This is a genomic window from Microbispora oryzae (assembly GCF_017896165.1).
Lineage (GTDB): Bacteria > Actinomycetota > Actinomycetes > Streptosporangiales > Streptosporangiaceae > Microbispora > Microbispora oryzae.
Genome location: NZ_JAFCNB010000004.1, coordinates 1 through 21,561 on the forward strand (window position 1 = coordinate 1; position 21,561 = coordinate 21,561).

A 21,561-nucleotide genomic window follows, 5' to 3' on the forward strand; every position below is an offset into this window, starting at 1 on the left:
CGCCCACAGCATGACCGACCTACTCCGCTGGTCGTGGTGGCGGCGACGCCATCAAGCCCGCGCCCGAGTCAGCCATTACCGGCGGCAAGCTGTTTACGAGCCCTGATCAGGAACTACGGCTGGAGTATTAGGCGGCTTCCCCCAGTCGGCCAAGGGTCATTGGGAAGCGGTACCAAAGAGAGGGCTCATCGCCCTGGTCGCAGTCCTGTCGCTCATGGCTGGCGGCATTGTGCCCGCAGTGGCGGACGACGGACAACCAACTCCGAAGGCAACGCCGGAGCCCACGTCTCCTCCCGTAACCGCTTTCCCGAAGCCCCCCGATCCTGATGCACCGCTGCGGGAGGCTCTCGCGGAAGCGAAGAAACAGGGAAAGCCCGTTCATGTGACGGCGGTTGACAGCGAGACGAGCTGGACATGGGCCTACCCGGACGGTCGCTTGACGACCCAGTCGTGGGCAGGGCCGCGAAGGGTCAAGCAGCCCGACGGGACGTTCCGGTGGATCGACACGACCCTCGAAGAACGCGACGGAGCGCTGCAGCCGAAGGTGGCTCGGGCCGACGTACGAATCAGTGCGGGCGGCGACACTCACCTCGCTGCCCTGGAACGTGCCGACAAGAAGCAGTCGTTCGCCATTGGATGGCCGGACGCGCTGCCCCGGCCCCGGATCGAAGGCAACAAGGCGATCTACGACATCTCCCGGCCGGGGATGAAAGCCGATCTGGTGGTGACCGCCCTGGCATCCGGTTTCCGTCACGACGTGGTGTTGCGCGAGCGTCCGACCGTACCCGTGGAGTTCCGCCTTCCGGTCCGCACGGCAGGACTGTCCCTGAGCGGGACGAAGTCGGGTGGGCTGAAGCTCACCGACGGCAAGGGGAAGACGGTGGCCGCCGCCGCCAAGCCGTACATGACCGAGGGCCCGAGTGCCGACCGCAGGACGGGTCCGAACATGCGCGGTGACGTGGACGCGCGGGTCGTCGGAAAGACGGGCGATCAAACGCTGGTCGTCACGCCGGATGCGAAGTTCCTCGCCGACAAGGACACCACCTATCCTCTTACGGTCGATCCGACCGTGTCGTTGACCGCGGCCAGCGATGCGTGGGTGCAGTCGAGGACGGGGGTCGCGGACTCCACCGGTGCGGAGCTGAACGTCGGAACGGGGACGTATTGGCAGTCGGAGCGTAGGTGCTCCGGGAGCGTCTGCACGTACACCAACAAGATCTATCCGAACTTCCTGCGCGGTTACGTGAAGTTCGAGGACAGCGACGCCTACTTCGGCAAGTACATCGACTCGGCCAACATCGAATTGGTGGGCTACTACACCGGAGCCTGTTCGAACGCGACGATCACCGCATCGGCGATCGCCTCGGCGTGGGACACAAGCGGACTGTCGTGGAGCTCTCTCCCGCCGGTCACCTCCGTCGGCACGGTGACGACGCTGCCCTCGTGCGACTCGGGAATCATCACCAACACCGTCGACGCCACCCAGATGGCGAAGGCATGGGCAAGCGGAACCCCCAATTACGGGGTGGAGCTGAAGTCGAACGAGGATCCCCGCAGCACCTGGCCGGATGACCCCAATCCGATCAGCGCGAAGTACTGGTCGTTCGACTCGGTCGAGTCTGGGCAGAGCCCCCCTCGGCTCAGCGTGACGTACCTCCTACCGCCGGAGATCCCGACGGTGACCGGAGAGTCGATCGACTCGATCGTCGGGAATGACGCCATCTCCCGTACCAGCGACATCAAGATCAACTACTCCTCGACCTCAATCGACGGGAAGAAGCTCGACTACCTGGTGTCGATCTCCGACCCGACGACGCCCATCCCGGTTCCGACCACCACGGCTTCGCCGAGCCCCAGCCCGTCTCCCACTCCTTCCCCGTCCCCGACGAGCACGGCCATTCCCGGCCTGGTCGCGGCGTACGGGATGAACGAGGGCACCGGGACGACGGTGGCGGACCAGTCGGGCACGGGCAACACGGGCACGGCCAGCGGCACGAACTGGGCGACAGGCAAGTTCGGCCAGGCGCTGTCGTTCGACGGCGCCTCCAGCATGGTGACCGTGAACGACTCCGCCTCGTTGCACCTGACGAACAAGATGACCATTGAGGCATGGGTCAAGCCCTCCAGCGTGAGCGGATACCGGACGGCCATCATGAAGGAGGCATCGGGCGACGCTTCTTACGGCCTTTACTCCAGCATCGAAGGTGGCTTCTTCCCCTGGATGGGAATGGGACCCACGAGCTATCTGCAGATCGGCGGAAGCATCGCCAGCGTCAGCGGTCCAGACGCGCTGCCGACGAATACCTGGAGCCACATCGCCAGCACCTACGACGGCACGGTCATCAAGACCTACGTAAACGGTGCGATGGTCGCGCAGAGCACGGTCAGCGGAAACCTCGCCTCCAGCACCGCGCCCCTGAGCATCGGGGGCAACAGCATCTTCGGTGAGTACTTCAGCGGGTCGATCGACGAGGTCAGGGTCTACAAGGCGGCTCTGACCCAGGGACAGATCCAGTCCGACATGACCACGCCAGTTGGTACGACATCGCCGGTGAACAACCCGCCTTCGGCTCCCGGAACCCTGACGGCCGTGGCCGGACCCGACACCGTGGACCTGACCTGGGGAGCGGCGACCGACGACCACGGCGCCGTCACCTACCAGGTGCACCGATCGAAGACGGCCGGCTTCACCCCGACGGCGGCCACCCGTGTCGCCACAGTCAACGGACTCGCCTACAGCGACAGCGGAATGCCTCAGGGCCAGTACTACTATCGGGTCGTCGCGGTGGACAGCGCAGGCCAGACCGGCCCGGCGTCCAACCAGGTCGCGGCCCTGACCTCCGCGCAGCTCTTCCCGCCGATCTCCAGCACACTGTCCGGGCAGGTGATCAGAAGCGAGTTCAAGCTGGGCAGCCCGGACAGCTTCAAATTCAAAATCAAGGTGTGCATCACCGGCGTCACGCCGCGCATCTGCAGCGAGACCCCCTTCTATCGGATCACCACCGACGCTCCGCACCTGCCTACGGATCTCGCGACGGGTCTGGAGGAGCCCCTCAACCCGGTGCTGTCCGGCGTCGTGTCGCGCCCGTCGGGCGGGCCGGTCACGGGCAAGTTCTATCTGTACAAGAGCGATGGCACAAGCGTCGGACCTGTGCCTCTCGCCGAAGGCGTGGTCAACGGCGGAGAGCGGGTCGCGGCCCGCGTGCCTGACGGCCTGGTTACGGACGGCGGCTCCTACTACTGGCGCATGGAGGCATGCGTCGAGGAGATCTGCACACCGAAGACCGCTCCGCAGCCGTTCGGGGCGCAGGTCGTCGATCCCGAATCGCACCCGACCCAGCAGGTCACCGTGAGCGGCCAGCAGTTGTCCGTGCGATCGGCAGCCACGGGTGCGACCGCTTGTAATGGCGGCCCATGCGGCCTCGCGGCCACCGATTCTGTACAAGTCGGGGGTAGCGGCGACAACCGCCGAGTCTCATTGATCAAGGCTGACCTCAGCGCAGTGCCCAAGGGTGCGATCATTACGTCGGCCACCCTGGATCTGGGGGGAGCCGTCTGCTCGGGAGACTGCCCCAACAACGAGGTCGTCTCCGTCCACGTGAAGAAGAGCGAACTCAGTGAGACGCCCACCGGTGCGGACCTGATGGCGGACCTGGTGCCCGAAGACCAGCAGCAGGTCCAGGTGGGCACGCCCCAGATCGACGTCACCGGCAATGTCACCGATTGGCGTCAGGAGAACACGGCGGACGACAGCTTCATCGATCCAGGTGTGATCGTCTTCACGAACGAGTCCGTTCCCTCTGTGCAGTTCGGCGGCAACGGCGCGGCCCAGCCGACCTCGCTGCTCGTCACCTACCGCCCTCCGGGTGCGCCGGGAATCATCCCCCGAGTCGATGTACGGCAGGGCGACTCCGGTGCGCTTCTCCGGTGGGCGCGTCCGGACGACATGGGCGCCGACGTCGAGGACGAGGACTTCGACCTGGACGTCCTCAACGCGAGTGGCAATGTTCTGCGCTCGCTGACCAGCCAGGAGGCGACGGTCGTCGTCGGTGGCCTCACCAACGGCAGCGCATACCACTTCCGCGTCAGAACCCGCACTCCGTACGGAACGGGGCCGTGGAAGGAGACGGCTGAGGTCGTCCCGCAGGCCGTGCCCGGCGGCGCAGCCGCATATCTCGACTCCGTCAGCGATTACGTCGAGGCGACGAACGGAATGCTCGACGGGCGGTACGAGGACACCGGCGCGGCCATCGCGAACAGTTCTCAGGCGTCCACCATCGAGCCGGCCCTGTACGTCAAGGAACAGGGACTCGTGGATACGGGCGTCGACGGCAGGACGACCAGCGGTATCGAAGTAACCGACAGCTTGGTCTCCAAGGTCGACGACGGCACGATCGTGGTCCGGTCCCTCGCCGGGGGAACGACCAGCTATGAGCAGGACGGCGTAACCGTCGACAATCCCTGGATGGCCGGCGAAGACTTCGTCTTCAACGCCGACACGAGTGGGAGCGGAAAGTTCAAACTCTCGACCGAGAACGTGAGCTCGGCCGTCGACGGTGCCGTGATGCCGTCCGCGGCGGAAATCAATGCATGGCCGGGAGGCCTTCCGGAGAATCCGATAACGGACCTTCCAGCGGTGGATGAGCCTGCTGACTCTCCTTCGCAGCAGGCCGCCGCCGCGAGGACGACGGCGGTAACCACTGCCTCCACGTCATACCGTAAGGGCCCTCTTGCCGCGGCCGCCTGGGCAAGGGAAAACGTCGGACCTGCCACCAAAAAGGGGTGGGAGTATGTCAACGACTGTGCCAACTTCGTGTCCAGGGCACTCCGCCGCGGCGGCAAATATCGCCAGCTTCACGCTTATACGTCGAGCCTCCTAAGTTGGTTCGACAAGCGTTCGGATGATTCCTGGTGGGAGAATGGCTACAAGAACGACTCCTTCACGTTCGCCGCTGCGAGTAACAACTGGCAACACTTCTATGGGCGTAATCGACTGAGTATATCCGGAACATATTCCGGTGAGTCCAAAACCTTCTTCGATCGGGACGTCAAGGTTGGCGACGTCATCTACTTCCTGCATAGGAGAAAAGGTGAGTTCACGCACATGGGAATCGTCACTTTCCTATGGAAAGATCATCCGACCGGCCTGAAGGATATCCTGTTCGCGCAACACGGCGGCGATTACGGGAATGGTTCCGGACCCTATATGAACCTGGGTGAGCGATACGATCAAAATGGATTCAAGGGGCTCGCTTTTGCGCACGTCATCTGGTAGTAGGATCATTCCGGTCGCAGTCATTATTCTGGGCCTGATGGTCCTGCCAGGCTGCGGATGTGGCGTACCCGAGAGACACAAGGTGGCAATGCCGCCTGCGAACGCGTCGCCGGAAGAGGTCGTGCGCATCTACTTCGATGCAATAGCGGGGCAGGACAAGGAGACTGCTCGCGCCCTTCTGGTGTCCGACACCAATTTCCGCCTCGAGCTGGAGGATCCTGACAGCCCGTTCCGGACGTGGACCTCGGCAACTCATCTTGAGATCGAGGGGCCGAAGAAGGAGAGATTCTGCGAGCCGGGCGAGACATGCGTGAGGATGTATGTCTCCTTTGACCTAGACAATTGCATTCTCTCCGATTACCCGGGCGGGCTTCGGAGTGAGCCTTTTGTGTTGCGGCTTGTGAATGGTCGATGGCTGATCCGCGGGCACGGCGAAGGTTGAGTTGCTCCGCTCGACCTGACAACCGTTCGGGATTCTGAACGGTTCCGCGAGTGATTAGATTGTTTGCGCGGGATCCGCGCAAACGATCTAATCTTGTTGTCCTTCGACGTAGCAAATGGCACCGGTCGGTGTCAACGACCTTGCCGTCTCCGGTTCGTGCGCGGTAGGCGTGCGACACGAGGGTGAGGTCACGGGAGATGTCGAGCATGGCAGGATCGGCGATCGCGAAGCCTTCCGGCGGGCAGACAATCTTGTGGTGGGATCTCTTCTGCCGTAGGCTCCACGCCTGTCTCTTATATGAATCCGGCTGAACGATCCAGTGATCGCTATACCCATGATGAGTTCAAGGGGCTCGCTTTTGCTCACGTCATCTGGTAGTACGACCATTCTGGTCACGGTCATTATTCTGGGCCTGCTGGTTCTACCAGCGTCCGGATGCGGCGTACCGGAGAGGCACAAAGTGGCCATGCCGCCCGCGAATGCCTCGCCTGAGCAGGTGCTGCGGACCTACTTCGACGCAATAGTGGGGCAGGACAAGGAAACTGCTCGCGCCCTTCAGGCGTCCGATACCAACTTCGACCTGGAACTGGAGCGTCCCGACAGCCCGTTCCGAGCATGGACCTCGGCGACCGACCTGCATGTCGAAGGTCCCTACCAGGACCTTGACTGTAGCCCAGGTGCCACATGCGTCCGCATGTCCGTCACCTTCCACCTGCAGGACTGCTTTTTCGCGACATGGCCCGGCGGCCTTAAGGGCGATTCGTTCGGACTTCAGCTCGTGAAGGGACGATGGCTCATCAAGGGGCACGGCGAAGGGTGATTTGCTCGGCTAGACCTGACAATCGTTCGGGATTCTGATCGGATCCGCGAGTGATTAGATCGTTTGCGCGGGATCCGCGCAAACGATCTAATCTGATGTAGTGCATTGCTTGGACGACGCGGGGTGTCAGGCGGTCGGCGGGACGTGCGCGTGGCGTCGATCTGCTCGTTTTTCACGCTGGTTTTCCATGGCACTGGTCGGTGTTAGAGACTTTGCCGTCCCCGGTTCGTGCGCGGTAGGCGTGCGACACGGGGGTGAGGTCACGGGAGATGCCGAGCATGGCAGGATCGGCGATCGCGAAGCCTTCCGGCGGGCAGACGGTCTTGTGGTGAGACCTCTTCCACCGAGTGTCCCACGCCTGTCATATGAGTCCGGCTGAAGGATCCAGCGATCGCTATACCCATGATGAGGTGAAGGGGCTCGCTTTTGCGTGTGTCATCTGGTAGCAGGATCGTTCAGGTCGCGGTCGTCGTTCTGGGCCTGCTGTTTCTGCCGGGATGTGGATGCGGCGTTCCCGAGAAGCGCGAGGTAGCTCTGCCGCCTCGCGACGCCTCGCCCGAGCAGGTGCTGCGGACCTATTTTGACGCCATAGTCGGGCAGGACGCGAATACCTTCCGTGCCGTTCTGACATTGGATACCGATTTCTGGTACGAGTTCGATGCGCCTGATGCTCCGTTCCGCACCTGGTTTTCCGCAAGCGACCTGCGCATCGAAGGCCCCTATGAGGACGGTGACTGCAGGCGCGGCGCCACATGCGTAGCCATGGTCACTACCTTTGTGCTAAGTCGGTGCTTGTTGGATGAATGGCCCGGCGGCCTTCAGAGCACGTCCTTCGGGCTTCGGCTTGTGGACGGTCGATGGCTGGTCTACGGGCACGGCGATGGTTGAGTTGCTCCGCTCGACCTGACAACCGTTCGGGATTCTGATCGGATCCGCGAGTGGTTAGATCGTTTGTGCGGGATCCGCGCAAACGATCTAATCTAATTATCCTTTGATTGCTTGGACGACGGGGGGCGTCGGGCGGGCTGAGGAGGGACGCTCGTGTCGTCCTCGAAGCGGATCGCGCCGGCCCGTGGCTCCCGGTCGGTTGCCGTTCTCACCCGGTCGGAAGGGGGCCAGCGCTATACCCACGATGAATTCAAGGGGCTCGCTTTTGCGCACGTCATCTGGTAGTAGGATCGTGCAGGTTGCAGTCGTCATCCTTGGCCTGCTGGTTCTGCCGGGATGTGGATGCGGCGTTCCCGAGAAGCGCGAGGTAGCTCTGCCGCCTCGCGACGCCTCGCCCGAGCAGGTGCTGCGGACCTATTTTGACGCCATAGTCGGGCAGGACGCGAATACCTTCCGTGCCGTTCTGACATCGGATGCCGATTTCGGGCACGAGCTCGATGCGTCTGACGGTCCGTTCCACGCCTGGTTTTCCGCAAGCGACCTGCGCATCGAAGGTCCCTATGAGGACGGTGACTGCAGGCGCGGCGCCACATGCGTAGCCATGGTCACTACCTTTGTTCTAAGTCGGTGCTTGTTGGATGAATGGCCCGGCGGCCTTCAGAGCACGTCCTTCGGGCTTCGGCTTGTGGACGGTCGATGGCTGGTCTACGGGCACGGCGATGGTTGAGTTGCTCCGCTCGACCTGACAACCGTTCGGGATTCTGATCGGATCCGCGAGTGGTTAGATCGTTTGTGCGGGATCCGCGCAAACGACCTAATCTTGTTGTCCTTCGATTTAGTAAATTGCTTGGAGGATGGTGGCGTCAGGCGGTCGGCGGGACGTGCGCGTGGCGTCGATCTGCTCATTTTCACGCTGGTTTTCTATGGCACCGGTCGGTGTCAACGACCTTGCCGTCCCCGGTTCGTGCGCGGTAGGCGTGCGAGGGGGTGAGGTCACGGGAGACGTCGAGCATGGCAGATCGGCGATCACGCGACGCCTTCCGGCGGGCAGACAATCTTGTGGTGGGATCTCTTCTGCCGTAGGCTCCACGCCTGTCTCTTATATGAATACGGCTGAACGATCCAGCGATCGCTATCACAACGATGATTTCAAGGGGCTCGCTTTTGCTCACGTCATCTGGTAGTACGACCATTCTGGTCACGGTCATTATTCTGGGCCTGCTGGTTCTACCAGCGTCCGGATGCAGCGTACCGGAGAGTCACAAAGTGGTCATGCCGCCCGCGAATGCCTCGCCCGAGCAGGTGCTGCGGAACTACTTCGACGCAATAGTAGGGCAGGACAAGGAAACTGCTCGCGCCCTTCTGGCGTCCGATACCAACTTCGACCTGGAACTGGAGCGTCCCGACAGCCCGTTCCGAGCATGGACCTCGGCAAATCATCTCATGGTCGATAGGCCGAAGAAGGAACGATTTTGCGAGCCCGGCGAGAGATGCGTGAGGATGCATGCCACCTTTGACCTAGACAATTGCATTCTCTCCGATTACCCGGGCGGGCTTCGGAGTGAGCCTTTCGTGTTGCGACTCGTGAACGGCCGATGGCTGATCTACGGGCACGGCGAAGGTTGAGTTGCTCGGCGTGGCCTGACGTCTCCGTCTCGGCGGCCCCAGGCCGGTTGCCGTTCTCACCGGGTTGGAACGGGGCCGTGACGAGCGGCCCGAGGCGCGCTGCCGCCGAGTGGACTGCGGAGTCCGTCGGCCGCGGCAGCGTACGAGTATTGGAAGTTTGGCCGATTCCAACTGTCCGACGATCTGGCCATTTATCGTTGTCCCATGAAGGGCTGGTTTTCCTCCGTCGCCGGCTTGGTCCTCCTCTCCGTCTCGCTCCTGGTCTCCGGTTGTGGCATTTTGCCGCGTACGGCGGAGGTGGATCCCGGCATCGTCTCGGACATGCGTGGCATCGGAAAGGTGCTTGCCGAGACGAAGACGAAATCCACCTGGCGCGGTCTTACCACGGTGAGCCAGGTGGCGATCGTGGACGTGGGAGGCACGAACACTGGCGACGCACTCCACAGAGCGACGGAACTCCTGCGGGAGCGGGGATGGGTGGTGGTCGCTCAGGGTCGGTCCGACTGGGTGGTCATGACCTCACGCGAATGGGGAGAGGCACGGCTCGCCGCGAACAGCCTGGAGTTCATCGAGTCCACGGGTGACCTCGATCCCGCGGAGCAGAAGGCGATTCTGCAGGCCCGGAAATCCGCTGGATCGAACGCTCCTGTCGTCCTCGAAGCGAATCCCGCGGACCCATGATCCCTGGCCGATTGCCGTTCTTACCGGTCCGAGCCCGACCGTGACGATCGGCCCGGCGCGTGCTGCCTGGTCAGGGGTGGGTCTCGTGGGGGGCAGTCTCGGGCCGGCCGCCCATCATGGCCAGCATCCGCCGGCCTCCGGTGGTGAGGAAGCGGGCCGCGAGCAGGGCGGCCAGCACGAGAAAGCCCAGGTTGAGCCAGGTCGTGTAGTCCCAGGCGAACTGCTCCTCGGCGATCCGGGCGGACCTGTCCTGAGGGGTCAGGCGCAGTGCCCAGAAGATGAGCTCGACGAGGTAGCCCGCGGCGACCATGGTGGCGTAGAAGGCGCCGAAGATGAAGGCGGCCGTCTTCCAGCCGTAGTACTTCCGGTAGATGTTGAGGATGGGCAGGATGATCAGGTCGGCGAAGATGAAGGCGACGACTCCGCCGAAGCTGATCCCGCCGTTCCACAGGACCGCGGCGAGGGGGACGTTGCCCACCGAGCAGACGAAGCTCACGATGGCGACGAGCGGTCCGACGAGGGGACCCCACAGGGCCGATACGACCGGGTGACCGGTGAGGAAGAACTCCTTCCAGAAGGTGGCGGGCACCCAGGCGGCGAGGGCGCCGGTGATGAGGAGTCCGGCGACGATGTCCCGCCAGATGGCGGCCCACTCCATGACGAAGATGTGGGAGACGGCGGTGAAGCCTCTGGCGGAGGTCAGCCGCCGCCAGAACGAGCCGGGTCCGGTCACCGCCATGTCCATGGCGGCGTGGCCTTCCATCGATCCAGCGATGCCCTTCTCCGCCTGTTCGCGGGCCTGTTCGATGAGGCGGCGGCGCAGGAAGATCCGGAACAGCACCGCCAGCAGCAGGATCATGATGGGGCCGCCGACGAACTCCGCGAGGGTGAACCGCCAGCCCATCAGCAGCGCCAGCAGGATGCCCAGTTCGACGACGAGGTTGGTGGACGCGATCTCGAACGCCATCGCGGCGGTGAAACTCGCGCCCTTGCGGAAGAGCGTACGGGCGAGTGCGACGGCCGCGTAGGAGCACGATGACGACGCCATGCCCAGGCCGGTCGCGGCGGCGAGTGCTCGGGGTGAGTCGTCGCCGAGCAGGCCGGTCACCGCGTCGCGGCGCACCACGGCCTGGACGATCGCCGAGAGGGCGAATCCGAGGATGAGAGCCCAGAGGATCTTCCAGCCCATCGTCCCGGCCATCGCCAGGGCATGCCACAACCAGTTCATGGTCGAAACCCCCCACCCGCGGGTGTGTACGGATCGTCCCCATACCCCCGGACTGGGGCCGGAAGCGCCGCCGCCTCTGGCCCATAAGGGCCGTACATTCCAACAAACCGGACAAATAACTTGATGTCTGGCCCAATTTGACAGATTCAGTGCCGCTGTGCCAGAGCCGGCTGGGGCGGTCGATGGCCCGCCGTGGATCCGGAGATCCGCAAGCTGTACCGCGACGTCCAGTGCGCCGTTCACCGGCTGAAACACGACCGGAGCTTCACTGTGTATATGCGGCCAGGCCTGTCATGGGTGGCGAATCCGCGAACTCCTCGTCTCGATCGATGGATCAGTCCGGCCGGACTTCAAAGGAGCTGCATGGCTTTTTGGGCATGCCGTATATACGAGAAAAGATGTGAGTTTGATCACAAAGGCGGCGCCTGGACTTGATTGATCGTTTCTGGATATGTTGCGGATGTTTTTGCGTGAAACCGTTCCAAAGGTGGCTGGTTTGCTGGCCTCTTGGCGGGGGCGGTGCGTCAGCGTTGTCATGTTTCACGGCTGTTTCTAAGGGTGGATTCGAGGAACCCAACCCCTAGCTGCGTGCAACAGGCGGGAGGTCGGCCCGTCACGTACTGCGCCGCCTTTCCCAAGCTGCTGAAGTATATGAGCGTTCTGAAATATGAGGACGAGATCCGGGACGCAGCAAAAGAATTTAAAGTCAACCACGTGGCGCTGACCGCATTGGTGATATATGAGAACCAGCCAAACTGGGAGCCGAGGGGTGAAAAGCTTACGAGTAATGGAGATGCGTTGATGCGAATTGCTACTACCTCTTCTAGGGGCTGCTAATGAGGACGGTGCTCTCTGTCGGATCGGGTATGCGACGCCGCTCGCCTCCACTAAGAGGAGGCAAGTCTGCTATTCTCGTCGGCTTGCTCATCCTAGTTTCCGCGTGCCGCTCTGAACTGTTCCCGCATACGCAACGCGTCGATCCAGATGCTGTTGGCGAAATCCGAAGAATTGGAAAGGTGTTGGTGGGGAGTGATAGTGAGAGCACCTGGGACGGCGTCACCCAAGTCACGAAGATCCTCGCGATTGATATCGGAATTCCGGACAAAGAAAGTGTCGTCAGTGCGGCAGGTAAGCTCCTGGAGAAGCAGGGCTGGGCGATGGTCATAAATAAGGATCCTGACTCCGCATGGATGGAGTCGCACAAGTGGGACAACCTTGGGATCATGATCAAAGGGATTGGCTACTATGAGTCGCATGATGGGGTCGACTCTATCGAAGAGAAGGCAATAAAGACGGCTCGGATGCAGAGCGACTCTCAAGGGATTGTAATCCTGGAAGTGGAGCCCACAGGTGAATAGAGGCAAGTTTTACCCGTAGCGCCGATCTCGCATGTCGCCAATGCCTGAGCCCTGGCCGAACTGAACCAGATGGTGGATCTCTTGGACGCGATGTCATCGGTGACGGTGAATCCAACGGAGTAGGCAAGCCAGCGGCCAGACCGGGCAGGCGGGATCAGGGCCTCGGCATAGTGAGCCGTTGTCTGTAACGGTCGGTCCCCTTCCCGTTGACGGCTGTTCGCGCTGAAATGGTGGACACGGGGGAGGTCCTGAATAGGCATGCTGTGAGGGTATCGGAGGAGGAGTTTCTCGATGAAGTGCGTGGAGAGTACTGCTGATCCAATCTCATTATTCAGTTCGATGCCCAGCGGACGGCGATAATGGCGGTGGTCGAGAAGCCGGGCATCGGTACGGCCGGACCGCTGCTGACCTGGGTACGGCGAGCTGAAGTCGAGGTAGGCGATCAAAACCATAGACCCGTCGACGGAACCGGACGAACTGAATCGGTTCAAGCCCCTGAGAGTGACTCGGGGCAGTAAGGAATAGATCCGGACCCCTGGTGCGATCGTCGTTTGCTTTGATCACGTCCCTCCTGCTGCTTGGCGCTCTTGTGATGGGCGGCTGTGGATATATACCTCGGAGGTTCGAGGTTGACCAGGTGATTATTAGTGATCTGCGCGAGACGGGTACGGTCCTAGCGGAGACTACCTACAAGGACACATGGAATGGGGTCATCAGCGTTACGTCAGTTTTGATTATCGATATGGGAGCCACGAGCATCGACGAGGCCTTCAAGCGGGCCGAGAAGGCCCTGCGACTTCGAAAATGGACCCAGGTTGCGGAACAACTTCCAAGCTGGGAACAGATGGAATCTCTTCGCTGGAAGAATGTTCTTCTGTCTATAAGCAGTCTTCCCTTCTTCGAGGATTCTGGGGGCGGAGGATCGCCAATAGGCGATGCGATTGAGCTGGCCCGGGCCAGGGCAAGTGGAGATATGAAATCTGCCTTGGTGATCGAAGTGAGTCGCACTGATGCTTCCTCGGAGTAATTGATGCGAGAGGTTGGTGATCTTGAGGGTGCGAATGGGAGGTCCAGACAGACTGTGGCCCGGCTTCAACAAGCCCCGGTCGGCGCGACGGGCTGTGCGGCAAATGCTGAAGAGATTAGGCATTCATGTTTCGGTGAGTATAGGTCCCCTTTCGATGATTGGTGTCCTGGGAGGCTGCACGGCGGCATTCGCCGGCGAGGTGGGAGTCGCCGGCGGTGGAAAAACGCCGCGAGCGGTGATTTGGTGGTGCAAGCGTCCAGACGTGATCCACGTAATAATCTGGCGGCAGCGCGACGGAAAGGCCAGCCAGCGCCCCTTGGTCGCGTTCTCAAGCTCTGCCATCCGTGGTGATGTGGCGGAGCTGCCCCTTGTCGGGGATCGGCCGGGCTGGAAAGTGGAGTCGGGTGATCCGTCGGTTCTGGAGGCCGACGGCGACTATGTCGTAGGCGCCTGGCCCGACGACGGCTCGGACGGCAGCTTCGGCCACACGGAGTTCACCATAAGCCAGGCGATGAACCTCAAGCCCGATCAAGTGAAGCTCGGAAGTCCAGGGTCCGTGATTTCACGGGCGGAGTTCCTCACTCATCACCGTTCCTACTACACCTAGGCAGGTCCCTCGGCTGTCACGCGGGCAGGAGGACGTCAACCGTGCCCACGTCCGCATCCGAACCTCTCCACTGCCAGGTCCGTCTCGCGTTCGAGCGCCGCGACCAGTTCGGCGGCGGGCAGTTCCCGGGCGAGTGGCACTCCGTCCCCGGCCCACAGGGAGAGGAAGTCGGCCCGGCCCGCGGCCGCCGCGGCCTGGCGCAGCGGACGGGTGAGGTCGTTCATCACGGGATAGGGCGGCAGGTCCGCGCCCGCGAGGTCGTCGAGCATGCGGTTGCGGATGCCGCGGGCCGCCCTGCCGGAGAAGGCGGCCGTCAGGGCGGTGCCGGTCTCGGCCGCCGACGCGACCGCCGTCCGGTACGGGGCGCTGGTGCCGGCCTCGGGGCACAGCAGGAAGGCCGTGCCGAGCTGGGCCGCGTCCGCACCCAGGGCGAGCGCGGCGGCGACGCCGCGGCCGTCCATGATCCCGCCCGCGGCGACGACGGGCACGTCCACGGCGTCGCGGACCAGCGGGACGAGGGAGATCAGCCCGGCGCCGCGGAACGGGTCGCCGAGGAACGCGCCCCGGTGGCCGCCGGCCTCGATCCCCTGGACGCACACCATGTCGACGCCCGCGTCCACCAGTGCCCTCGCCTCGGCCACGCTGGTGGCGGTGCCGCAGGTCACCGTGCCGGCGTCGCGGAGCGCGGCCAGCGCGGCGGGGGAGGGGACGCCGAAGGTGAAACCGAAGAACGGCACCCGCTCGGCGAGCGCGACGTCGAGCAGGGCGTCGGCGTCCTCGCCGTACCGCTCGGGGGCGGTGAGCTCGACGCCGAGCTCGTCGGCGTACGGACGCAGCAGGGCGAGCGCCGCCTCGACGGCGGCCGGGTCCACCTCGTACGGCTCGGGAAGCAGCAGGTTGACGCCGAACGGCGCCGAGGTCAGCCGCCGCACCTCACGGATCGCCGCGCGGAAGCCGTCCGGCGTCCGGTAGCTGCCGGAGAGCACGCCGAACGCCCCGGCCTCGCCGGCCGCCGCGACCAGGCCGGGCGTCGTCGGCCCGCCGGCCATCGGCGCGGCGACGATCGGCAGCCGGGCTCCCGTCACACGGGTGAACGCGGTCTCCCGCCACATGGGCTCTCCTCCAACGCGGGCCGGAACAACACGGGCCAGAAGCAGCACGAAGCAACACGGGCCGGAACGACGGCGGCGGTCATGACCACTGTCTCATCCGTCCGGCGGCGGTCCCGGCGGACCCCCTGGCACCAGGCCGCCCGGCATGCGGCAAGGTGGGGCCGTACTTCCCCGGCAGGGCGATGGAAAGAGAACGGAAAGAGAGATGGCTGCCATGACGACGGACCCCCAGGCCTCCCGGCCGCTCCGCTGGGCGATCATCGGGACGGGCGGGATCGCGCGCATGTTCGCCGACGACCTGCGCCTGTCCGAGACCGGAGAGCTCGTGGCGGTCGGTTCCCGTACGGCCGAGCGGGGCGCGGACTTCGCCCGGCGCACGTCCGCGCCCCGATGGCACGCCGACATGGCGGAGCTGCTCGCGGCCGACGACGTCGACGCCGTCTACGTCGCCGTGCCGCACAGCGCGCACCGGGACTTCGCCGTCGCGGCCATCGAGGCGGGCAAGGCCGTCCTGGTGGAGAAGCCCTTCACGATCAACCGGCCGCAGGCCGAGGAGCTGGTGAAGCTGGCCCGGTCACGCGGGGTGTTCCTGATGGAGGCCATGTGGACGCGCTTCCTGCCGCACATCGTGCGGATCAGGGAGCTGCTCGCCCAGGGACGGCTGGGTGAGCCGCGGACGCTCACCGCCGAGCACGGCATCTGGTTCCGGCACGACCCGGCGCACCGGCTGTTCGATCCGCGCCTGGGCGGCGGCGCCCTGCTCGACCTGGGCGTCTACCCCGTGTCGTTCGCGTCGATGGTGTTCGGCGACCCGTCGTCGGTGCAGGCGTCCGGGTGGCTCGGCGACACCGGAGTGGACGGCCAGACCTCGGTGGTCCTCGGCTACGACGGGGGCGCGCGGGCGGTGACGACGAGCTCGATGGAGGTGTGGCTGTCGAACCGGGCGTCGATCGCCGGGACGGACGCCCGTGTCGACATCGACGCCACCTGGTATCGGCCGACGTCGTTCACCCTGACGGAGCGCACCGGCGCCGTGGAGCGCTACGAGTTCCCCGAGCCGGGCAACGGGCTGCGCTACCAGGCCGAGGAGGTGGCGCGGTGCGTCGCGGCGGGCCTGACCGAGAGCCCGGTCATGCCGCTCGACGAGACCTGCCGGATCATGGGGACGATGGACGACGTGCGGGCCCAGATCGGCCTGCGCTACCCGGGCGAGTAACCCGAATAATCCGAATAATCCGAGTGGCCCGAACGATCGGGGACGGCCGGGGGCTCCGCGGGCGCAGACGCCCCGTGGCCCGGCCCCCGGTCCGGCCCGGGCAGGCGGAACGTGCGGCTCTCGCCGCGCCGCAGCCGGGCGCGCCGCCCGTGCACGCTCACCGTCACGGTGGGCGGGCCGTCGTCCGCGCGGCTGATCCGCACCCGGGCCGGTTCGGCGTCGATGGAGATCTCCGCGCCGCGGAAGAGCACCGACAGCGACAGGCTCGTCAGGGGCTCCGGCAGCAGGGGCCGCAGGTGCAGGCCGTCGTGCCGCGCGTCGAGGCCCAGGTAACAGCGCTGGAGCAGGTCGGCGGTGCCCGCCATGGCCCCGAGGTGGATGCCCTCCGCCGTCGTCCCGCCCTGGACGTCGGCGAGGTCGCCGGTGAGCGTCTCGGTGAAGAACCGCCACGATCCCGCCCGGTCGGAGCGGGCCAGCACCCAGGCGTGCACGACCGAGCTGAGGGTCGACCCGTGGCAGGTGCGCGCGAGGTAGTACCGGACGGTGCGGCGGATCATGCCGGGCCTGGGCTGGTAGCCCAGGCGGGCGAGGATCCGCCCCAGCTCGTCGCTCGTCAGCAGGTAGAACAACATGAGGACGTCCGCCTGCTTGGACGCCTTGTAGCGGTTGGGCGTGTCGCCCTCGGCCTCCAGCACCCGGTCGAGCCGCCGTACGCCGCGGTAGCGCTCCCAGTCGAGCTCGGCCAGCCGCTCGTAGCCGGTGAACTGGCCGATGACCCCGCCGTCGGGGGCGTCGAGGAAGTCGACCCGCATCCGGCGGGTGATGTCGTCCCAGCGCCGGATCTCCTCGCCGGTGAGGCGGAGCCGGCCGCGCAGCTCCTCGCGGGCGCGCCGCGGCAGCAGTTCGAGGGCCTGCCGGGCGCGCAGCAGCAGCCACACCGCCATGATGTTCGTGTACGCGTTGTTGTCGAGCCCAGGGGACGACGCGCCGGGGTAGGCGTCGTGATACTCGTCCGGGCCCATCACCCCGTGGATCTCGTAGCGGCCCGACGCCGGGTTGAGCCGGGCGAGCGAGGCGAAGAAACGGGAGATCTCGATCAACAGCGGGGCGCCGATCCCGGCGAGGAAGTCCATGTCGCCGGTGACGGCGTAATGGTGCCACGCGTTGTAGGCGACGGCCAGCCCGACATGGCGCTGGAGGCGGGTGTGGTCGGCCGTCCACCGCCCCGACCTGGGGTTGAGGTGGTATCGCTGCGTCTCGTCGCGTCCGTCGCCGCCGCTCTGCCACGGGAACATCGCGCCGCGCAGCCGCGCCGCCCGCGCGGCGGCGCGGGCCTCGGGCAGGCGGCGCACGCGGTAGCGCAGCACGGCGCGGGCGACCTCGGGGAACCGCAGGGTCAGCCAGGGCAGCACGAACAGCTCGTCCCAGAACACATGCCCCCGGTACGCCTCGCCGTGCAGCCCGCGCGCGGGCACGCCGACGTCCAGGCCGGCCGTGTGCGGGGAGAGCGTCTGCAGGAGGTGGAAGACGCTCAGGTGGATGTCGCGCTCGATGCGCGGGTCGGGCACCTCCAGCCGGGCCCGCTCCCAGAGCCCGCGCCACACGATGGCGTGCTGCCGCAGGAGCTCGCCGAACTCGGGCGCCCGCGCGGCCCGCCGTACGGCCGAGGAGAAGGCGTCGCAGGAGCCGAGGTCGCGCGAGGTGGTGAGCGCGACGGTCTTGGTCACGATCACCGGCCGGCCCCGCTCCAGGTGCGGCGTGAACGTCTGGGCGATGTGATCGTCGTGCCGTTCGACGGTCACCGGGATCTCGCGGGCCGGCCACCCGCCGCCGGGCGCCACGTCGAGGCGCGAGGCGAGGACGATCTCGGTGCCGGACGATCTCGTCCGCACACGCAGCCAGGTCAGCGAACCGTCCGTGCCGCCGCCCGTGCCGCTTTCCGTGCCCCCGTCAGTGCCGCTGGCCGTGCCGGTCTCGTGCCCCACGAGGTGGTCGCCGCGCAGCTCGGCGTAGCGGGGCACGCCGGAGTTGGTCACCCGCCCGTCCAGCCCGGCGCGCACCCGGAGCGGGCCCGACCAGTTCTCGGCCAGGAAGACCGTCTCCAGGGCGGCCAGGAACGGGTCGGCCATGGACACCACGCGGCGCTGCCGCACCGACGTCGCCCGCCCCTCCGCGTCGACGAAGCGGACCGCCCGGTGAAGCACGGCGTGTCGCATGTCGAGCTCCTGCCGGTAGCCCAGCAGGCGGGCCGTGCGGGGCGAGAACCACTCGCCGTCGCCGGCGGCGAACGAAAGCGGCAGCCAGTTCGGCAGGTTGACCATGTCCTCCGCGGTGATCTCGTGACCGGCGACCGTCGACGTGAGCCGGTCGTAGCAGCCGGCGACGTAGGTGCCGGGGTAGTGCCCGCCGCCGGGACCGGCCTCGGGCGCGGCGCCCCTGGTGGCGAACCGGCCGTTGCCCAGCGTGCAGAGGGACTCCCGCCGTCCCTCCAGCTCGGGATCGAAGCCCTCGTAGACCAGCGACCACGGGTCGACCGGCGGCATCGGGGTCACCGGAGGCGGCGCCGGAACGCGGACGGGACGGGCGGCGCGGGGGCGAGCCGCACGCGGACGTCGACGGCGACCGCGCCCGAGGGCGTGACGATCACGGGATTGAGGTCCAGCTCGGCGACCTCCGGCAGGTCGTCCATGAGACGTCCCACCCGGACGATCTGGTCCTCCAGCGACCCGGCGTCGACCGGCGGACGCCCCCGGTAGCCCGTCAGCAGGGGAGCGCAGCGCAGCTCCCCCAGCATCGACTCCGCCTCCGCCCGGCCGATCGGGGGCACCCGGAAGGCCCGGTCGGCGAGGAGATCGGCCGCGATCCCGCCGAGACCGGCCATGACCAGCGGCCCGAACGTCTCGTGGGCGACGCCGCCGACGATCATCTCGACGCCGTCGGCGGCCATGCGCTGCACGATCCCGCCCCGCATCGCGGGCCCGATCCGCCCGTCCATCTCGCGGTACGCCCGGCGGACCTCCTCGGGCGTGCGGAGACCGAGCCGCACTCCGCCGACGTCGCTCTTGTGCACCAGATCGGGGCCCCATGCCTTGAGCACGGCAGGCAGGCCGACGAGCGCCGCGGCCTCGGCGGCCGACTCCGGGCCGTCCACGGTGACCGACTCGGCGACGCGCAGGCCGTAGGACGAGACGAGGGTTGTCGCGAGGTGGGGGTCGAGCCACCGGCCCTCCGGGTGCGCGGCGAGGTCACGCTCGACGATCGCGCGGGCCCGGCGCTGGTCGACCCCGGCGACCTCCTCCGGCTCGGGCGCCGGCCGGGCCCGCCACGCGGCGTATCCGGCGGCCCGGCTGAGGGCGTGCACGGCCTGCTCGGGGTAGGCGTAACCGGGGACGGCGGCGTCCACGGGACCGTCGTGCCCGGTCAGGCAGGCGAGCACGGTCGTGCCGCCGTCCCGGGCGGCCGCCGCGATCGCCCGCCGGGTCGCGTCGAGCCCCGAGCCGAACGGCGGGGTGTAGACGACCAGCACGGCGTGGACGGCGGGGTCGGCGCGGACCGTCCGGATGGCCGAGGCGAACTCGGCGGCGTCGCCCTCGGCCGTGAGGTCCACGGGGTTGCGGACGGCGGCGCCCGGGCGGAGCAGCGACCGCAGTTCCGCCTGCGTCCCCGCCGACAACTCCGGCACGTCGAGCCCGTGCCGCTCGCAGGAGTCCGCGGCGAGCACCTGCAGGCCGCCGGAGTTGCCGACGACTGCGACTCCGCGCCCGGCGGGCAGTGGCTGGCCGGCGAGCAGGCGGGCCGTGTCGAGCAGGTCGCGGACGTTCTCCTCCCGGATGACGCCCGACTGGCGGAGCAGGGCGTCCACGGCCAGGTCGGGGGTCGCCGCGGCGGCCGTGTGGGAACGGACGGCCCGGTCGCCGGAGGCGCTGCGCCCGCTCTTCACCACGATGATCGGCTTGCGCGCGCTGACCCTGCGCGCGATACGGCCGAACCTGCGCGGGTTGCCGAACGACTCCAGATACATGGCGATGACGGCGGTCGCGGGGTCGTCCTCCCAGTACTCCAGCAGGTCGTTGCCGCTGACGTCGGCCTTGTTGCCGACCGAGACGAACGAGGACAGGCCGATCCCCAGCTCCGCGGCCCGCTGCACGACGGCCGCCGCGACCGCGCCCGACTGCGACATCAGGCCGAGCGGGCCGGGATCGGGCCGGCCGGGCAGGAAGCTGGCGTTGAGCGAGGCCCCGGTGCTGACGATCCCGAGGCAGTTGGGGCCGATCAGGCGCATGCCCGCGTCCCGGCAGACGCGCAGCAGCTCCCGTTCGGCCGCGTCGTCGCCCCTCTCGGCGAACCCCGCCGTCAGGACCACCAGGCCGCGGACTCCGTGCCCGGCGCACTCCCGGGCGACGTCCGGCACGACGGCCGCCGGGACGGCGACCACGGCGAGGTCGACGGGCCCCGGCAGCGCGGCCGGGGCGGGCCAGGCCGGCAGCCCGCACACCTCGGTCGCGTGGGGATTCACCGGATAGATCGGCCCGGGGAACCCGCCGTCGACGAGGTTGCGCAGGACGCGGTGCCCGATCCGGGCGGGGTCGCGGCTCGCGCCGATCACCGCGACCGAGCGCGGGTTGAGCACGCGGGCCAGCGAGTTGCGCTCCGCCTCGTGGGCCCGTGCCTCGATCTCCTTCAGCAGGTGGGCCGTGGGCCGGGCCGCGATGCGGACCTCCACCTCGCCCCCGTTCACGCCGCCGTCCGGCTCGCCGGTCAGGCGGCGCACCGGCAGGCCCAGATCGTCCAGGACCCGGAACATCCGGCGGTTGCCCGGAAGCACGGTGGCGACCAGCTCCTCGACGCCGCCGGCCGCCGCGTCGGCCGCGATCTGTTCCAGCAGGAGTGTGCCGAGACCCAGGCCGTGCACGTCGTCGTGGAGGAGGATGCCGACCTCCGCCTCGCGGCCGCCGGGGATGTACTCCGCCACGCCGACCAGCCGGCCGCCGACCAGCGCCACCAGCGCGTGCCCCGGATAGTCGGGGCCGGTCAGGCGGTCCATGTACGCGTGCGCGGTCGCGGTGCCCCCGGCGAAGAAGCGCAGATAGGCCGACCGCTCGGACGATCCGCTCACCAGGCCGTGCAGCGCCTCACGGTCGGACGGGCGCAGCGGCCGCACGTGCGCTATCCCGCCGTCCCTGAGCAGGACGTCGCACTCGTCGGCGACGGATCGGGCCATGATCCGATCCTCCCTCCACGTCCGCGCCGCGCGCAGGGCCGACCTGCCCTCGCCGCCGGG

General features: G+C 66.7%; 15 protein-coding genes. 11 read left to right on the forward strand and 4 right to left on the reverse strand.

The window, feature by feature from the left end; all coding sequences use genetic code 11:
* Positions 1-238: 238 nt before the first annotated feature.
* The 7 genes from JOL79_RS08750 (at position 239) to JOL79_RS08780 (ending at position 9,732) form a co-directional block, all read left to right on the forward strand.
* On the forward strand, positions 239-5,275 hold the full coding sequence (locus JOL79_RS08750) for a LamG-like jellyroll fold domain-containing protein (RefSeq protein ID WP_210155214.1): 5,037 nt from the start codon (positions 239-241) through the stop codon (positions 5,273-5,275).
* Between the two features lie 121 nt (positions 5,276-5,396).
* A complete protein-coding gene (locus JOL79_RS08755) occupies positions 5,397-5,717 on the forward strand; it encodes a hypothetical protein (protein WP_210155215.1) in 321 nt (106 codons plus the stop codon).
* 319 nt (positions 5,718-6,036) lie between these two features.
* Positions 6,037-6,537: a hypothetical protein gene (locus JOL79_RS08760; protein ID WP_210155216.1), complete on the forward strand. Its 501-nt coding sequence runs from the start codon at positions 6,037-6,039 to the stop codon at positions 6,535-6,537.
* A 432-nt stretch (positions 6,538-6,969) separates the two neighbouring features.
* Positions 6,970-7,425 carry a hypothetical protein gene (locus tag JOL79_RS08765; RefSeq protein ID WP_210155217.1) on the forward strand — a complete coding sequence of 152 codons (456 nt, stop codon included), beginning with the start codon at positions 6,970-6,972 and terminating at the stop codon, positions 7,423-7,425.
* A gap of 292 nt (positions 7,426-7,717) precedes the next feature.
* Positions 7,718-8,152: a hypothetical protein gene (locus JOL79_RS08770; protein ID WP_210155218.1), complete on the forward strand. Its 435-nt coding sequence runs from the start codon at positions 7,718-7,720 to the stop codon at positions 8,150-8,152.
* A 539-nt stretch (positions 8,153-8,691) separates the two neighbouring features.
* Positions 8,692-9,051 carry a hypothetical protein gene (locus JOL79_RS08775; RefSeq protein ID WP_210155219.1) on the forward strand — a complete coding sequence of 120 codons (360 nt, stop codon included), beginning with the start codon at positions 8,692-8,694 and terminating at the stop codon, positions 9,049-9,051.
* A 204-nt stretch (positions 9,052-9,255) separates the two neighbouring features.
* Positions 9,256-9,732 carry a hypothetical protein gene (locus tag JOL79_RS08780; RefSeq protein ID WP_210155220.1) on the forward strand — a complete coding sequence of 159 codons (477 nt, stop codon included), beginning with the start codon at positions 9,256-9,258 and terminating at the stop codon, positions 9,730-9,732.
* A 70-nt stretch (positions 9,733-9,802) separates the two neighbouring features.
* Here JOL79_RS08780 and JOL79_RS08785 read toward each other — a convergent pair whose 3' ends face one another.
* Positions 9,803-10,960 carry a permease gene (locus JOL79_RS08785; protein WP_210155221.1) on the reverse strand — a complete coding sequence of 386 codons (1,158 nt, stop codon included), beginning with the start codon at positions 10,958-10,960 and terminating at the stop codon, positions 9,803-9,805.
* A 920-nt stretch (positions 10,961-11,880) separates the two neighbouring features.
* Between JOL79_RS08785 and JOL79_RS08790 the strand changes: the two genes are divergently transcribed.
* From JOL79_RS08790 to JOL79_RS08800, 3 genes are all read left to right on the forward strand, one after another.
* Positions 11,881-12,318, forward strand: a complete 438-nt coding sequence (locus JOL79_RS08790; protein WP_210155222.1) for a hypothetical protein — start codon at positions 11,881-11,883, stop codon at positions 12,316-12,318.
* Positions 12,319-12,874: 556 nt separating this feature from the next.
* Positions 12,875-13,345, forward strand: coding sequence for a hypothetical protein (locus JOL79_RS08795; RefSeq protein WP_210155223.1), 471 nt, complete (start codon positions 12,875-12,877; stop codon positions 13,343-13,345).
* Between the two features lie 154 nt (positions 13,346-13,499).
* Positions 13,500-13,952: a hypothetical protein gene (locus JOL79_RS08800; RefSeq protein ID WP_210155224.1), complete on the forward strand. Its 453-nt coding sequence runs from the start codon at positions 13,500-13,502 to the stop codon at positions 13,950-13,952.
* A 35-nt stretch (positions 13,953-13,987) separates the two neighbouring features.
* Here the strand turns inward: JOL79_RS08800 and JOL79_RS08805 are convergent, their stop codons facing one another.
* Entirely contained in the window at positions 13,988-15,064 is a 1,077-nt protein-coding gene (locus JOL79_RS08805) for an NAD(P)H-dependent flavin oxidoreductase (RefSeq protein WP_210155225.1), read from the reverse strand.
* A gap of 214 nt (positions 15,065-15,278) precedes the next feature.
* Here JOL79_RS08805 and JOL79_RS08810 point away from each other — a divergent pair, with 214 nt between their 5' ends.
* The gene (locus JOL79_RS08810; RefSeq protein ID WP_210155226.1) at positions 15,279-16,280 is read left to right on the forward strand and encodes a Gfo/Idh/MocA family protein; all 1,002 of its coding nucleotides are present in this window, start codon (positions 15,279-15,281) and stop codon (positions 16,278-16,280) included.
* Here the strand turns inward: JOL79_RS08810 and JOL79_RS08815 are convergent.
* Together JOL79_RS08815 and JOL79_RS08820 are read right to left on the reverse strand one after the other, a co-directional pair.
* Entirely contained in the window at positions 16,265-18,823 is a 2,559-nt protein-coding gene (locus JOL79_RS08815; RefSeq protein ID WP_210155227.1) for a glycoside hydrolase family 65 protein, read from the reverse strand. The two genes, JOL79_RS08810 and JOL79_RS08815, sit on opposite strands and share 16 nt — an antisense overlap.
* Positions 18,824-18,828: 5 nt before the next feature.
* Positions 18,829-21,501 carry a GNAT family N-acetyltransferase gene (locus JOL79_RS08820; RefSeq protein ID WP_210155228.1) on the reverse strand — a complete coding sequence of 891 codons (2,673 nt, stop codon included), beginning with the start codon at positions 21,499-21,501 and terminating at the stop codon, positions 18,829-18,831.
* Between the last annotated feature and the right edge of the window lie 60 nt (positions 21,502-21,561).

Coding starts and splice junctions, on each gene's coding strand:
- JOL79_RS08780 (WP_210155220.1), top strand. CDS start 9,256: ATGAAGGGCTGGTTTTCCTCCGTCGCCGGCTTGGTCCTCCTCTCCGTC.
- JOL79_RS08785 (WP_210155221.1), bottom strand. CDS start 10,960: ATGAACTGGTTGTGGCATGCCCTGGCGATGGCCGGGACGATGGGCTGG.
- JOL79_RS08800 (WP_210155224.1), top strand. CDS start 13,500: ATGATTGGTGTCCTGGGAGGCTGCACGGCGGCATTCGCCGGCGAGGTG.
- JOL79_RS08805 (WP_210155225.1), bottom strand. CDS start 15,064: ATGTGGCGGGAGACCGCGTTCACCCGTGTGACGGGAGCCCGGCTGCCG.
- JOL79_RS08810 (WP_210155226.1), top strand. CDS start 15,279: ATGACGACGGACCCCCAGGCCTCCCGGCCGCTCCGCTGGGCGATCATC.
- JOL79_RS08815 (WP_210155227.1), bottom strand. CDS start 18,823: ATGCCGCCGGTCGACCCGTGGTCGCTGGTCTACGAGGGCTTCGATCCC.
- JOL79_RS08820 (WP_210155228.1), bottom strand. CDS start 21,501: ATGGCCCGATCCGTCGCCGACGAGTGCGACGTCCTGCTCAGGGACGGC.